The organism is Enterococcus sp. DIV0187, from assembly GCF_051713785.1.
Lineage (GTDB): Bacteria > Bacillota > Bacilli > Lactobacillales > Enterococcaceae > Enterococcus_A > Enterococcus_A avium.
Genome location: NZ_JBIOQO010000001.1, coordinates 1 through 13795 on the forward strand (window position 1 = coordinate 1; position 13795 = coordinate 13795).

12 protein-coding genes are annotated in these 13795 nt (G+C 39.7%); 11 read left to right on the forward strand and 1 reads right to left on the reverse strand.

Annotation, left to right across the window (positions count from 1 at the left end):
• Window positions 1–38: 38 nt before the first annotated feature.
• Together IGI52_RS00005 and IGI52_RS00010 are read left to right on the forward strand one after the other, a co-directional pair.
• Window positions 39–1871: a P-loop NTPase fold protein gene (locus IGI52_RS00005; protein WP_438780051.1), complete on the forward strand. Its 1833-nt coding sequence runs from the start codon at window positions 39–41 to the stop codon at window positions 1869–1871.
• Between the two features lie 39 nt (window positions 1872–1910).
• Window positions 1911–2540 carry a hypothetical protein gene (locus IGI52_RS00010; protein ID WP_438780052.1) on the forward strand — a complete coding sequence of 210 codons (630 nt, stop codon included), beginning with the start codon at window positions 1911–1913 and terminating at the stop codon, window positions 2538–2540.
• A 429-nt stretch (window positions 2541–2969) separates the two neighbouring features.
• Here the strand turns inward: IGI52_RS00010 and IGI52_RS00015 are convergent, their stop codons facing one another.
• Entirely contained in the window at window positions 2970–4214 is a 1245-nt protein-coding gene (locus IGI52_RS00015; RefSeq protein ID WP_438780053.1) for an HlyC/CorC family transporter, read from the reverse strand.
• Window positions 4215–4718: 504 nt separating this feature from the next.
• Between IGI52_RS00015 and IGI52_RS00020 the strand changes: the two genes are divergently transcribed.
• The 9 genes from IGI52_RS00020 to IGI52_RS00060 all read left to right on the forward strand — a co-directional run bounded on the left by IGI52_RS00020 (window position 4719) and on the right by IGI52_RS00060 (window position 13784).
• Window positions 4719–5468: an SDR family NAD(P)-dependent oxidoreductase gene (locus IGI52_RS00020; RefSeq protein ID WP_438780054.1), complete on the forward strand. Its 750-nt coding sequence runs from the start codon at window positions 4719–4721 to the stop codon at window positions 5466–5468.
• Window positions 5469–5592: 124 nt separating this feature from the next.
• The gene (locus IGI52_RS00025) at window positions 5593–6390 is read left to right on the forward strand and encodes an SDR family NAD(P)-dependent oxidoreductase (RefSeq protein ID WP_438780055.1); all 798 of its coding nucleotides are present in this window, start codon (window positions 5593–5595) and stop codon (window positions 6388–6390) included.
• 20 nt (window positions 6391–6410) lie between these two features.
• Window positions 6411–7565, forward strand: a complete 1155-nt coding sequence (locus tag IGI52_RS00030; protein WP_438780056.1) for a hypothetical protein — start codon at window positions 6411–6413, stop codon at window positions 7563–7565.
• 334 nt (window positions 7566–7899) lie between these two features.
• Window positions 7900–8385: an ureidoglycolate lyase gene (locus IGI52_RS00035; RefSeq protein ID WP_438780057.1), complete on the forward strand. Its 486-nt coding sequence runs from the start codon at window positions 7900–7902 to the stop codon at window positions 8383–8385.
• A 36-nt stretch (window positions 8386–8421) separates the two neighbouring features.
• Window positions 8422–9921, forward strand: a complete 1500-nt coding sequence (locus IGI52_RS00040) for a rhamnulokinase (RefSeq protein WP_438780058.1) — start codon at window positions 8422–8424, stop codon at window positions 9919–9921.
• A 10-nt stretch (window positions 9922–9931) separates the two neighbouring features.
• Window positions 9932–11008: an alcohol dehydrogenase catalytic domain-containing protein gene (locus IGI52_RS00045; protein WP_438780059.1), complete on the forward strand. Its 1077-nt coding sequence runs from the start codon at window positions 9932–9934 to the stop codon at window positions 11006–11008.
• A gap of 68 nt (window positions 11009–11076) precedes the next feature.
• Window positions 11077–11922: a hypothetical protein gene (locus tag IGI52_RS00050; protein WP_438780060.1), complete on the forward strand. Its 846-nt coding sequence runs from the start codon at window positions 11077–11079 to the stop codon at window positions 11920–11922.
• 135 nt (window positions 11923–12057) lie between these two features.
• Window positions 12058–12729, forward strand: a complete 672-nt coding sequence (gene deoC, locus IGI52_RS00055) for a deoxyribose-phosphate aldolase (protein WP_438780061.1) — start codon at window positions 12058–12060, stop codon at window positions 12727–12729.
• Window positions 12729–13784, forward strand: coding sequence for a galactitol-1-phosphate 5-dehydrogenase (locus tag IGI52_RS00060; protein ID WP_438780062.1), 1056 nt, complete (start codon window positions 12729–12731; stop codon window positions 13782–13784). Before deoC ends, IGI52_RS00060 begins: the two co-directional genes overlap by 1 nt.
• Window positions 13785–13795 lie beyond the last annotated feature (11 nt).

A 13795-nucleotide genomic window follows, 5' to 3' on the forward strand; every position in this document is an offset into this window, starting at 1 on the left:
TATCATATAAAAATTATTTAATTTAGTAGAGGTGTACTATGAATAAAATGAATCAAATTATAGACAACTATATGCAAACAGACGAACCATATGCTCTTCAAGTTGATGGAGCATGGGGTACTGGAAAGACTTATTATATTAAGAATCATGTGATTAATGAACTAAAAGAAAAAGGGAATTTTCCAATTTATTTTTCAGTATATGGATACAATAATTTAAACGAACTGAAACAAGACATACTCTATCGTGTCATTTCAGAGTTGAGTTCAGATAAAAAAGTTTTTTCATCAATTACCACAATGAGTAAAAAATTTCGAAAAATTACGAATATATGGGGTGATCAAAGACTAAGTTCTATTAGTTTAATTAGTGACTGGATTTTGGAGTCATATAATCAATTAATGCTAGAATCATCACTAGAAAAATCTATTGTCGTTTTTATAGACGATCTGGAAAGAATTAGTGAAGAAATTAGTGTAAAGGATTTACTTGGATTTATTTTAAATGAACTCTTGGAAAAATTGAATTGTAAAGTGATCATACTATCTAACAGTAATGAGATTGAAAAGACTGATGATTTTAAAAAGATGAAGGAAAAAGTAATAGGTAGAACCATTAATTTTGCTTATGAAATCTCAGAAATTGAACGAATAATTTTAAAAAAAAGCAGAAATACTTTCATTAAGGAAAATAGTTTATGGATAAGAGATATACTTGAAGAATACCAAAGTAATAGGAGAAAAAAAGGAATTAATTTAAGAACTTTACTTACTGTAATTGAAAATTATAGTTTTGTTGAATTGAAATTATTCAGTGATATAATCCAATTACAGTCTGATAAATTAGAAGAAAATATAAGGAAAAGCATTTTTCTAAATATTTTTGTTATTACGAACGAGTACAAATTAGGCAGTATTACAGAAAATGATTTTGATGTGTTGAAAGGAATCTCCAATACTAGGTATTTCGATTATTATCTTAGTGAGGATGAGCAAAAGTCTATTAAGGAAACAATTATAGATCAATATCATCATAAGCATAAGAGCTTTGATGATTATATATTTTACTCAAATGATATTCATTCCCAAGTTTTATTTGGCTTTATGGGTGATAATAAATATGTTTCAAATTGGAAAAGAAACTTTGTAAATCTTACTAGAGAAATTAGCAACTTGGATAAACTGAATGACTTTCGCCGTTTCACCGACAATCAGCTTAAAGAGGTTCAAAAAAGCGTATTAGCCGATGTTCAAGAAAATAAATTCAGCTTTAAAGATTTGATTACAGTATACGGAAGACTTAGTCAATTCCAAAAAATGAACCTAATGTTCCTTGAGAATAGTTATTTAGAAGTGATTGAAACGAAATTGATTGAAAGTTATTCTACTGTAAATGAAATTGAGATGGATTTAGTTGATGAATTTTATATTCAAGGGATACCAAATATAAAACTAGAGAGGCCAAAGTTATACCAATCATTGAAAGATGTAGACAACCAAAGAAAAAAAATGAAGGATAGCGAATTTATTAAGCACTTATTTAATGATGAACATGAAGAACTTTATAATGCTAAACAAAATGGTTTTTTACGAAATACAAATATTTTTAAGGTTATGCTGGAACATGGTTCAATCGATGAGTTTATCATAAAAGATAATAACAAGTCAGATTTACTATGGCGATTTATCAACTCGGAGTATCTGAGAATAAGTAACGCAAAGGATTTTCACGGAGAAGAGATAGAAGATATCTACCAATTTTTAAATGAAATAAAAACAAAGATGGATAAAACAAAACTCGGTAGAATTGATAGATTTAAGATCAAACAGTTAACAGAGTCGCTAGAACAATTGATTGAGCATTTGAAATAGTTATTTTAGTATGATTAGATTATCATTTTTGGAGGTAATATGAAAAATAGAAATTCAATCACGGCTTTTATACAAAATTATGATCATGAGTTTGATAATCAAATTGACTGGTTAGAAATTCATCTCTTTGAAATGAGAAATGAAATATTAAAAATTGAAAGATCAATTTTTTTGATTAGTATAATTGATAAAGAGTGGGGGAATAAAGTAGAAAGCAAAAACAATAATTATTCGTTCAATCGGATTATTTTATTTGAATCCTTGATAGATAAAATAATTATGGGATTAAGTAAAATTTTAAAAGGGAATAAGGAGTATTCCTTATTGAAAACTGTAAATGTGATAAGTCAGGTGGATGAATTTAAAAATAATAGCGCTGTAAAGAAAATTGCGAACGAAACTCGACTCTATATAGAAAATAGTGAGTTGAGCAATACTGTAATAATGTTTAGAGATAAATTTTTTGGGCACTTAGATAAAGAATGTGTAATTTCTGATTTAAGATTAAGTCCAGCTATGTTTGTTAATGAAATTCAAAAATTTGACTTAGAAGATATAAAATCTACAATTATTGAGTTATATAAGGTATGTTTTGATAAGGAAATAGACTTTTATTCGGATCAAATTTTTAATGAAAAAGATTTTCTTGATACTTTTTTCTCACTATAATTAACAGTATAAAAGAAATCTACCAGCAAACTTTTTTAAATTCACAAAGTCATTGGCAGTTGTCATTGGCTTTTTTTGGTTTATTTACTAAGACATTTTCTAGCCGATCTAGTTGATGCTTTACTTAATCTAACTCAATATATTTTAACTGTTCTGTGAAATATATTAAAGAGTAAATAATACCAAAAGAATACTTAAAAAGCAGATTAAAGAAAATTCTGATTGACTTTTTCTGGAATTTAGAGCCTAAGCAGTGACTGAACCTTGCGGAAAATAGGTTCAGTTTTTAATAAGTTAGAAATTATGGTGTATAAGCATCTAATCTTTTGAAGATAGAAGTTTTCCAACGCATAAAACAAGTCCGTCATGAAATAAAATGACGAAAATTGTTCAATGATTGTTACTTATAAAATCATCAGTGAAGTTTCATTATCCACCCTCACCACTCGGCTCAATCACCACTTCTTCAATCCTGCGATTCCTCATCTTCGAAATAGTTATCGTCAACCCATCTAACTGAATCGTTTCGCCCTCCACAGGGATTCGTTCGATTGATGCTAAGATATAACCTGCGACGGATATTGAGTTCGTGGTATTTGTAATATTGAAAAGCTCTTCCAAGCAATCGAAGTCTGAGCGTCCATTTACCAGGAAGCTGCCATCTGCCAGCTTGTAATAATCCAGTTTCTTGTTATCATATTCATCCCAGATTTCTCCGACCAATTCTTCGATGATATCTTCTAGTGTAACGAGGCCGGCGGTTCCACCGTATTCATCTATAATGATGGCTATATGGATTTGATCGGCTTGGAATTTTTTCATCAGCTCTGAAATTTTCATGCTTTTTGGTATGAAGCTGATTGGTTTGACGATGTCTTCGATTCTTTTTTCACCTTTTAGCACGTGATAATAAAAGTCCTTTTGATTCACCACACCGGTCACATCATCGATGCTATCTTGGCAATAGGGCAGGCGAGATAGACCAGAGGTTTCAAAAATTTCGGCTATTTCTTCGGTACTCTTTTTACTGTTAATGGAAATAATATCGGTACGGGGCACAAAGATTTTTTGTACCTCCAAATCGTTGAACGCGACCACACTTTTGATCAGAAGCTCGTCATCTGCATCGATCGAACCCTCTTGAGCTGCTTCCTCCACAAGAATCAATAATTCATCTTCGGTGATGGATGGGGTCGCTTCTTTGTTTGGTAACAGCTTCATCAGACCAGTTTTCAAGACAGAGAAAAAGAGCGTCAGTGGATAAAAAATGGTCAGCAAGATTTTCAATGGACGGGCAACGGCAAGTGCGAAAGTCTCAGGTGCTTCTTTCGCTAAAGTTTTGGGAAATATTTCTCCAAAGGTTAAAACCAAAATCGTCATCACAACCGTCGATAGTGTCACGCCGATGTTGCCAAAATAGCGCACAAATAGGACAGTCGCAATCGAAGAGCTTGCGATATTCACGATATTGTTCCCGATCAGGATCGCTGATAATAGACGATCGAAATTATGAAACAATTCTAAAACGTTCCTTGCTTTATCATTTCCTTCTTCTGCCAATTTAGTGATCCGAATGCGATTTAATGAAGAATAGGCCGTTTCACTCGAAGAAAAGAACGCTGACAGAGCCAGCAATATTACCAATACAACCATCATGACACTTAAATTATCCAAAATGTTCCTCCTTATATTTTTCAGTTAATGCAAAAAAGCACCCTGTATGCCAACAGCGCACGTTAAAATCATTATTAGTAAATACACGATTATTTTTTTCTATACACAACGAGTCCTCGTCGTCCAAAATATCATTTCTCCTAACTTAGCTAAAAATCTCTTTAATTAACCGTATCGTAGTCCAAATTGAATGTCAAGATAGGATTTAATCACAAATTGACTAGTTAAGAAAACGGCTATTACTTCAGAAGTTTTCATTCAGCCAGCTTTTTACAAGAACGAACGTCAATAAGCAAAAATATTATGCCTTTTTCATGAAGACGTTTTCTAGGCACCCTGATTAGTGCTATCATTGTAGTAGTAACGTAGTATCCTCCAAACTTTATTCGATTCATCAAGACATCTGTCTGCAACTAAAATCCAACAAGAGTCTCTAATTGAACAAATGTAACTGTCCTATTTTCATTTGAAATTTTTTTGTTTTTTGAAAAGGGAGGTAGAACGATGTTCCAAGATTACAAAGTTGTGATTACTGGTGCGACTTCTGGTATTGGTCTGGCTACGGCTCGGCTGTTTATCAAGGAGGGTGCGACAGTGATTGGGATCGGTCGGAATTTTAGCAAGACGAAGGATTTAGGTGATCGCTTTATTCCTCGGACCTGTGATGTGCGGGATGCCGATGAGATCGTAAAAACCTGTGATTTTATCAAAGAAACGTTTGACAATGAGCTGGATGTGTTTGTGAACAATGCGGGCTTTGGCGAGAATACCACGATTCGTGATGTGACGGTCGATCAATTTGATCGCTGCTTCAGTCTTTTGCTGCGGGCACCGATGCTGTTTGCCAAAGAATTGTATCCTCTTTTATTAAATGCTCCGAAAAACAACGCAAGTATTATCAATACCGCTTCTGCCGCCAGCCGAACGGTCAGCTCTGAAAATCCTTTGTATAATCTAGCGAAAAACGCCGTGGTGCTGTATACCAAGCAGCAAGCCCAGGGCTTTATTGGCGTGCGCTGCAATAGTGTTTCGCCGGGCTTTATCCAGACGCCGATCTTCCAACGAGATGGTGTCAATATGGCGGAAGCTGATGTCTTGACAATGTATGATCAAATGGCACAGATTACTTGCGGACGAACAGGAAAACCGGAGGAAGTAGCGGATTTGATCGCGTTTCTAGCCTCGACAGATGCACAGTACATCAATGGCGCCGATGTCTTGATCGACGGCGGCTTGATGACGGTCAGTAATTAATGCCAGTTCCACTTTTTGAGTTTATTCAAAATATGAACGTTTAGTGGAATGGTATGCGTGACGAAAATAAACCTCATTTTAAAAAAAATGAATTCCTTAAAATGAGGTAGAAGGAGGATTCAACATGTTAAAAGATTCTATCGTAATGATTACTGGCGCGACTTCTGGCATTGGCTTGGCGACAACGAAGGAGTTTCTGGATCAGGGGGCAACGGTAATCGGGATTGGGCGGAATTTTAGTCGAACGAAGGAGTTGGGCGAGAACTTTTTGCCGTTTAAATGTGATGTGACGGATGAGGAGCAGATCAAATCAGCGGTGGCTTTTGCGAAGGAAAAATTCGGTAGATTAGACAGCTTGATTTGCAATGCGGGTTCTGCGATCGTGGGTACGGTTGAGGAGGTGGATTCGGGTGAGTTTGAACGGGCCTTTCAATTGTACGTGCTGCATGCCGCATTGTTTACTAAATATTGTGTGCCGCTTTTACGGAAGTCGGAAAATCCGAGTATCACCCACACCGCCTCGGTGGCTTCCTTCATGATTGGGGATTCGGTTCCTTATAATGTATTGAAGGCCGCGCTATTGAATTACACGCGGCAAAGTGCGGCGGCGTTGTTAAATAATAATCCAGCGGATATGTTTGGGCGACCTAAAGCAGTGACGGAGATTGATGAAGGCGACAATACCTTCATTCGGGTAAATGCGGTTTGTCCGGGATTGATCCGCACGAATTTGATGCCGGATCAAGCATGGGAGATGTTGGGAACCGAGGCCGCGTTGAAGGCGATTCCGAGTCGGCGGATTGGTGAGGATTGGGAGCCAGCGAAATTATTTGCCTTCTTGGCATCGGCTAAAGCTAGCTTTATCACTGGTGCGACCATCACGATCGACGGCGGCTGGTATACGACACATGCACGAGTATAAAAGAAAGTGAGGAATCATCAATGAAAGAAAAATATGCACCACTATTTGAACCGATTGGATTGAAACACGGCGGACGTTTGGAGAATCGTTTCGCGATGTGTCCGATGGTGGTTTTCGCAGCTGATCCAGCAACGGGGCAACCAACGGAGGAGGATATCAAGTACTTTGAACGGCGCAGTAAGTTTGCGGATTTGTTGATTACTGGTGCGATCACTGTTCAGGAAAATATCCAAGGACATCCGAAACAATTATCTATCTTTAATGATGAGGCAATTGATGCTTACAGCAAATTAGCTGCGGCCATGAAGAGCAATGGCAGCAAAGCGATTGGTCAGATTCAGCATCCTGGCCGTGAAGGCGCGTATGGCTGCTATGTCACTGGAAAGGCTTATGCACCAAGTGCCATCGAATTTCCATTTTTGCAATACAAGGTAACCGAATTAACAGAAGATGAAGTCTGGCAAGTGGTGAAGGATTTTGGCTTAGCAGCGCAGCGCTTGTTGAAAGCCGGCTTTGACGGCGTGGAGATTCACGGGGCAAATCACTATTTGATCCAGCAGTTCTTCTCTAGCTATTCAAATCAACGGACGGATTATTGGGGCGGCTCGTTTGAAAAGCGGATGAACTTTGCTATTGAAGTGACAAAAGAAGTCTTGAAAGTCGCGCGAGCAGAAAATCCTGAGGCAATTGTCGGCTATCGAATTTCACCGGAAGAGATTCATGGGGAGATGGTCGGGTATGACTTAGATGATTCATTGAAATTGATCGATAAGCTGTTGGAACAAGACCTCGATTTTCTTGATTTATCTTCAGCGGCAGGTGGAAACTTTGGTAAAGATGCCTATAAGGCGATGCCGCAAAAAGGCGATTTTACTGAGCCAGTCAGTCTGGTCATCAAGACGTTTGTGTCAGGCAGAGTGCCGGTAGTTATTTCAGGCACGATTCGTTCAGCTGATGAGGCCTTGGATGCACTGAACTACGGCGATGTGGCGTCGATGGGTGTGGCAGCATTATCTGATCCAGACTTCAAAGAAAAAATCTTAGCAGATAAAGAAGAGACGATCCACATGAATGTCAAAGGACATACGGAGGATTTGGAATTGCCGTCAGGCTTGATTGAAGTCTATACGGCAGGAATTGGATTGCCGCAGGTTGAAGGGTTGATTGAAAAATAAAAAGCAGTTTGCTCGAAACACTTAAAATAAAGTGTTTCGAGTTTTTTTGTACGATTATTAAAATAATAGATGATGGTTATTTTATAAAAGTAAGAATTACTCATTTTATATTCAAAATGGAATTATCAAAATAATACGCTCGACAAGCTAAGATATTTTATCGAGAAAAGAACGAGTGATTAAAAAAACAATAGAAACTATCCATATTAAGAATCCGCTTACATGTTTTGAAAAATTGTGTAGACATTCATTTGAATCTGTGTTTATAATGGCTTTGAAATTAATTTCTGCGCAGAGAAATATTTCACTCTTAGGACTTACGAGGAGGAAGGGTATGGACGTAAACACACAAAAGATCACGACTGAAAATTTTAGTGATTATGGTTTTGTAACAAGTATCTCACAGCCTGACGGGTATTATTTAGAGGGTGAATATCACAAATTTTTCAGAGATCCAGTACGAATGATCACACAGTCCGGCTCATTAGGCTTGTCGAGCTTGGTGGTCAGAAAAAATGAAGGTTTAAAGATCAAAGCGATGGAGTATCATGATGAGACAGATGAACTCCAGCTGCCACTGGCTGCCGATGTTTTACTGGCGGTGGCTCCTGCTAATGGCGGGGAGATCATCGAAGCGGAAGTCGAAGTTTTTCAAGTACCAAAAGGGACGTTGGTCATTTTGAAGGAAGGGACTTGGCACGATGTAATGTATCCGATTTCAGAAGAGCAGGTTCATGTTTTGATCGGGCTGCCAGAACGGACCTACAAGAAGGACATTGTTGTTAAAAAATTAGCAGAAGAGATTCAAATCATTTTGTAACGCACATTTATAATTTTTCATGAAAGAGGGAGCTATATGTCTCGATACTTAATTTTTGATTTAGGTGCCAGTAATGGCAGAGCTGTGGTTGCGCAAGTAATAGAAGATCAGCTTCAATTTGAGATCACACATAATTTTGACAATCGACCAGTGGTTATGAATAACGGAGAATTCTTTTGGGATATCCCAAGACTTTATTCAGAGATCAAGATCGGTCTTAAAAAGAGCTTGAAGCAATTCGATGATATCAAATCCATGGCAATTGATACATGGGGCTGTGACTTTGGTTTTCTCGACAGTGATGATCGACTGATTAATTCAGTACTGACTTACCGCGATCAAAATCAACATGATCTTTCCGAGAAGCTGCACAGTATTTTGTCAGAGGAGGAGCTCTTTCAGCTAAGCGGTGGTCCGACCAATCGGATTATGGGAATCTATAAATTATTCTCGATGAAGGAACATAATTTCCTCGAATATCGCGAAGGTAAATCCTTGCTGATGATGCCGGATATTTTCAATTTTATGCTGACTGGAAAAAAAGTGAATGAATTTACGAACGCGACGATGACCTTGCTGGTAAATCAAAATACGCGAAGCTGGGAAAAGAAGATTTTTGAGAAGCTAAATCTAAAATCTGATTTCTTAAATCCGATCGTAGAGCCAGGAACAAATATCGGGCCCATAAAAAAAGAAGTATGTGAGGAGCTGGGGATTGCCCCAATCGATGTGATTGTGTCGGCAACTCATGATACGGCCGCGGCGGTTTCCGGGATACCTTGTAAAGGAGATCAAGATTGGGGATTTATCAGCCTTGGCACTTGGGGATTAGCAGGTATCGAGACTGAAAAGCCTGTGATGGATGAGCGGATCGTGCCGTTTCAATTTGGGAATGAAGGTTCGGCGGATGGAAAGAATTTGTTGTTAAAAAACATCACTGGTCTTTGGATCATCCAGCAGTGTCGTGAAGCATGGCTGCAGGAGTATGGTGATAAGGTTACGTGGGATTATATTTGTGAGGAAGCCAGAGATACGGCCGACGAAGACAGCTTTATCAATGTGGACGATCCGATCTTCGGACAGATTCACAGCAGTATGCCAAAAGTAATCAAGGATTACTGCAAAAAGACGGGACAGCCGATCCCTGTAAATATCGGAGCGATCGCTCGGTGTGTCTTTAAGAGTATGGCGTTAAAATTCAATGAAAGCTTCCAGCAGGTTACATCAGTGATTGAAAAACGAATTGAGGTTCTTCATGTCGTTGGCGGTGGCTCTCAGAATAAGCTGCTTTGTCAATGGATCGCAGATGCGATGAACACGACGGTGGTAGCTGGTCCGGTTGAAACGACCGTTACTGGTAATTTTCTGTTCCAATTATTAGCCGATGGAACCATCAAGGACTTAAATGAAGGCAGAGAGCTGTCTGCGAATTCTAGTGATTTGCACGTCTTTTCGCCTTCTGATAGTGAGCTGTGGGAGACAATAAAAGATAAGTACAACAAGAAAATAAATAAGGAAGTATCAATCAACATTTAGGAGGAAGAAAATGATTCCAAAAACGATGCGGGCACTAGTGGTAGAAAATAAGGAGACCTATGAGTTTCGAACGGATGTCCCAGTACCAGAAATTGCAGAGGATGAGCTATTACTAAAGGTTGAAGCGGTAGGGATTTGTGCGGGGGATACGAAGACCTGGCATGGAGCAGCTAAATTTTGGGGAGATGACAATCAACCATCTTGGGTCAAACCACCATTTATCCCCGGTCATGAGGTGATCGGGCATGTCGTTAAACGGGGTGCGAATTTCCATGATAAAAAGATCGAGCTAAACGATCGGGTGGCAGTCGAACAAATCGCTCCCTGCGGCGAATGTAAATTCTGTAAAACGGGAAGATACTGGATGTGTCAAAAACACGATATTTATGGCTTCCAAGGAAATGTCAACGGCGGGATGGCGGAATATATGAAGATCGCCAATACTGGTCTTGTTTACAAAGTACCAATGGATATGTCGATCGAAGCCGCCATTTTGGCTGAACCTTATGCCTGTGCCAAGCATGCGATTGATCGCGCGAATATTAGTAACGAGGATGTGGTCGTTCTCTCTGGAGCGGGGCCATTAGGAATGGGTATGATCGGAGCCGCCAAATTAAGGAATCCTAAGACCTTGATCGTCTTGGATCTACTGGATGAACGATTAGAGAAGGCTAAAGAATTCGGTGCCGATATCGTAATGAATCCTGCCAAAGAAGACGTTGTCCAAAAAATCGTTGATTTAACGGATGGGTATGGCTGTGACATCTATGTGGAAGCAACGGGTGCGCCTCCGAGTGTTGTTCAAGGCTTAAAAGCGATCCGCAAGCTGGGGACGTTCGTTGAGTTTAGTGTCTTTGGTGCTGAAACAACGGTGGATTGGTCGATCATCGGGGATAGTAAAGAGCTGGATCTATTAGGCTCTCATCTATCACCCTACTGCTTTGAGCAGGTGATCGAGTGGATCGGAAATGGCAAAATGCCGACAGAAGGCGTCGTGACGCATACCCTACCATTAGAAGAGTGGGAAGAAGGCTTCAAGATCAATGATAAGGGCGTAGGCTCAATCAAGGTTATGTTGAAGCCATAAATAATCAACGATAAGCTAGATTATACATTTCTGTATAGTCTAGTTTCTTTTTAGAAAAGGAGAGAATAATGGAATTTAACGGATTGCTTCTATTAAGTTCATTTGCCGGGGGAATTTTTGGCGCACTGATCGGTGCCAATGCGGCGTTTATTTTTACTGGGATAATGACGCTGGTCGGGACGGCTATTCTAGTAAGTAACGGGGACGCTTCATTTTTGGAGAGTGTCGCATTAGGTCCAATCTTTGGTCCGCATATAAGCTTCGTCGGTGCCGTCGCTGCGGTTGCATTTGGGAATAAGGTTGGAGAGCGATCAAATAGTCAAACGATTGCTGCAAATGATCTGTTTTCTTCATTAAATCAGATCAAGCGAGTCGACGTGCTATTAGTCGGCGGCGGGTTTGGTGTTTTAGGCTGCTTGATCAATACAGTTTTTGTTCAGCTTGCCATTCCAATCGATACAATCGCACTAACGGTTTATGTCTGCGGTCTTTTATGCCGGATAATTATTTTAAGAAAATCAGTTCTGGTCAATCTGGAAAAGCTCAAGGACGGACTTTTTTCAAAGGGCAGCCTCGTCTACTCGCTGCTGTGCTATTCAAGTATTGGGTTTCTTTTCGCATATATTATCGATATTTGGAAAATTGCTAACCTAGGCTGGGCGATCAGTGCGGTCTCATTGTTTTTCTTATATTTAAAGGTAAAGGATTTTCCTGTGACGCATCATATTACTTTGGTTGCCGGATACTGTGTCGTGGCATCAGGGAATATTCTGTTCGCTGCGTTTGCTGGATGTCTAGCCGGAATTTTGGGTGATGCTTTGAATGCTGTGACCAATAAAGAGGGGTATTCACATTTAGATATGCCTGCTGGAATTATTGCATTAGGCAGCTTTATTATTTTTTCTTCCTTTTGATTCCGATCATGAAAATTAGCCCTGAATATGAAATATATTTCTGTAGTGAAAAAAGTATTGATTTATAAGACCGCGCATGCTATATTATAGATGAAATTAATTTCGTAACTGAAAAAAGTTTTATGGAGGTTGTTTATGAAAGTCAACGAATTAATCGATCATACGTTGTTGAAGGCAGATGCACAGGAAGAACAAATCAAGAAATTGTGTGAGGAAGCAAAGGAGCATCAGTTCAAATCGGTTTGTGTGAATCCTTACTGGGTTTCAAAATGTAAAGAGCTTTTGCAGGATAGCGGAGTGTTAGTTTGTACAGTGATCGGTTTTCCTCTCGGAGCTTCAACGAAGGAAGCAAAGGTTTTCGAAGCTGAGGATGCTATCAAAAATGGTGCGGATGAGCTGGATATGGTAATCAACATCGGTGCATTGAAGGATGGAAAAAATGATTACGTTAAGGCAGAGATCAAAGCTCTTTCTGAAGTGGCTCACAAAGCGGATAAGCTTCTCAAGGTTATCATTGAAACTTGTTTACTGACTGATGATGAAAAGGCTAAAGTAAGTACGCTTGCTCAAGAAGCCGGCGCGGATTTTGTTAAGACTTCGACAGGCTTTTCGACTGGCGGAGCAACGGTCGAGGATGTCGCGTTGATGCGTAAAACAGTTGGACAAACCATGGGTGTGAAAGCAAGCGGTGGTGTCAAAAGTGCCGAGACTGCGCAACAAATGGTCGAAGCCGGTGCAACGAGATTAGGAACTTCATCCGGGATCGAGATTATTTCCGGCGAAGCGGTCACAGGAGGCGGATATTAATGAAAGCAGTAAGAATGTATGACGTGAAGGATCTGAGAGTGGAAGAGGTTCCTAAGCCGTCACCGAAAGCGGATGAAGTGCTACTGAAGATCCATGCGGTAGGCGTCTGCGGCTCAGATATACCCAGAGCCTTGATCAAAGGCCCGCATGTTTTACCGATTACGTTAGGCCATGAGTTTGCGGGAGAAATCGTTGAATTGGGTTCGGATGTCAAGGATTGGGCGCTTGGTGATCGGGTTGCGGTTGCACCATTACTTCCTGACTACAATGATCCATGGAGTAAAAAAGGAATTTATTCTCTTTCAGAAGGCTATATGTACTATGGGTCAAGAAATGACGGAGCTTTTGCGGAGTACTTGTCTGTTAAGGCGCTGAATCTGATCAAATTAGGTGACAACGTTCCCTACGATTGGGGTGCGACGATCGATCCGGCAGCAAATGCCGTTCATGCTTGTTTACGAGCGGACTTAACCGAGATGGATAGCGTTGCGGTCTATGGAATGGGAGCGATCGGTCTATTCGCTGTTCAATATGCGAAGGCCAAAGGTGTGAAAACGATCATCGCCGTTGATATCGATGATCGGAAATTGGAAATAGCGAAACAAAGTGGAGCGACGACAACGATCAATAGTAAAGAAATTGATCCGGTTGAAGCGATCCTCAAAGTAACGGATAATCAAGGTATCGATGTTTCACTGGAAATGTCCGGTACGGAAATTTGTCAAATTCAAGCGGTCCAAGCGTCTGCCAAAATGGGACGCGTCGTCTATTTGGGAATCAGCAATTCGAGTCTTACTTTCCCGAAAGAAGCAGTGGATAAAATCTTGAGATATCAGGTCAGTGTTATGGGCAGCTGGAATTCCTTCTCAGATCCATTCCCTGGTATCGAATGGACGGAATCGGCTGAATTAATGGACAAAGGATTGATGAATCCGGAAATGTTCATCACTCAGAAACTGACACTGGACGATGTGCCAGACACATTCAAAAAAATCGATAAGAAAGAGCTCTATTTCATTAAAATTATGTTTTACCCAAGCACGCAAGATAGCTAGTAGTTTAAGTT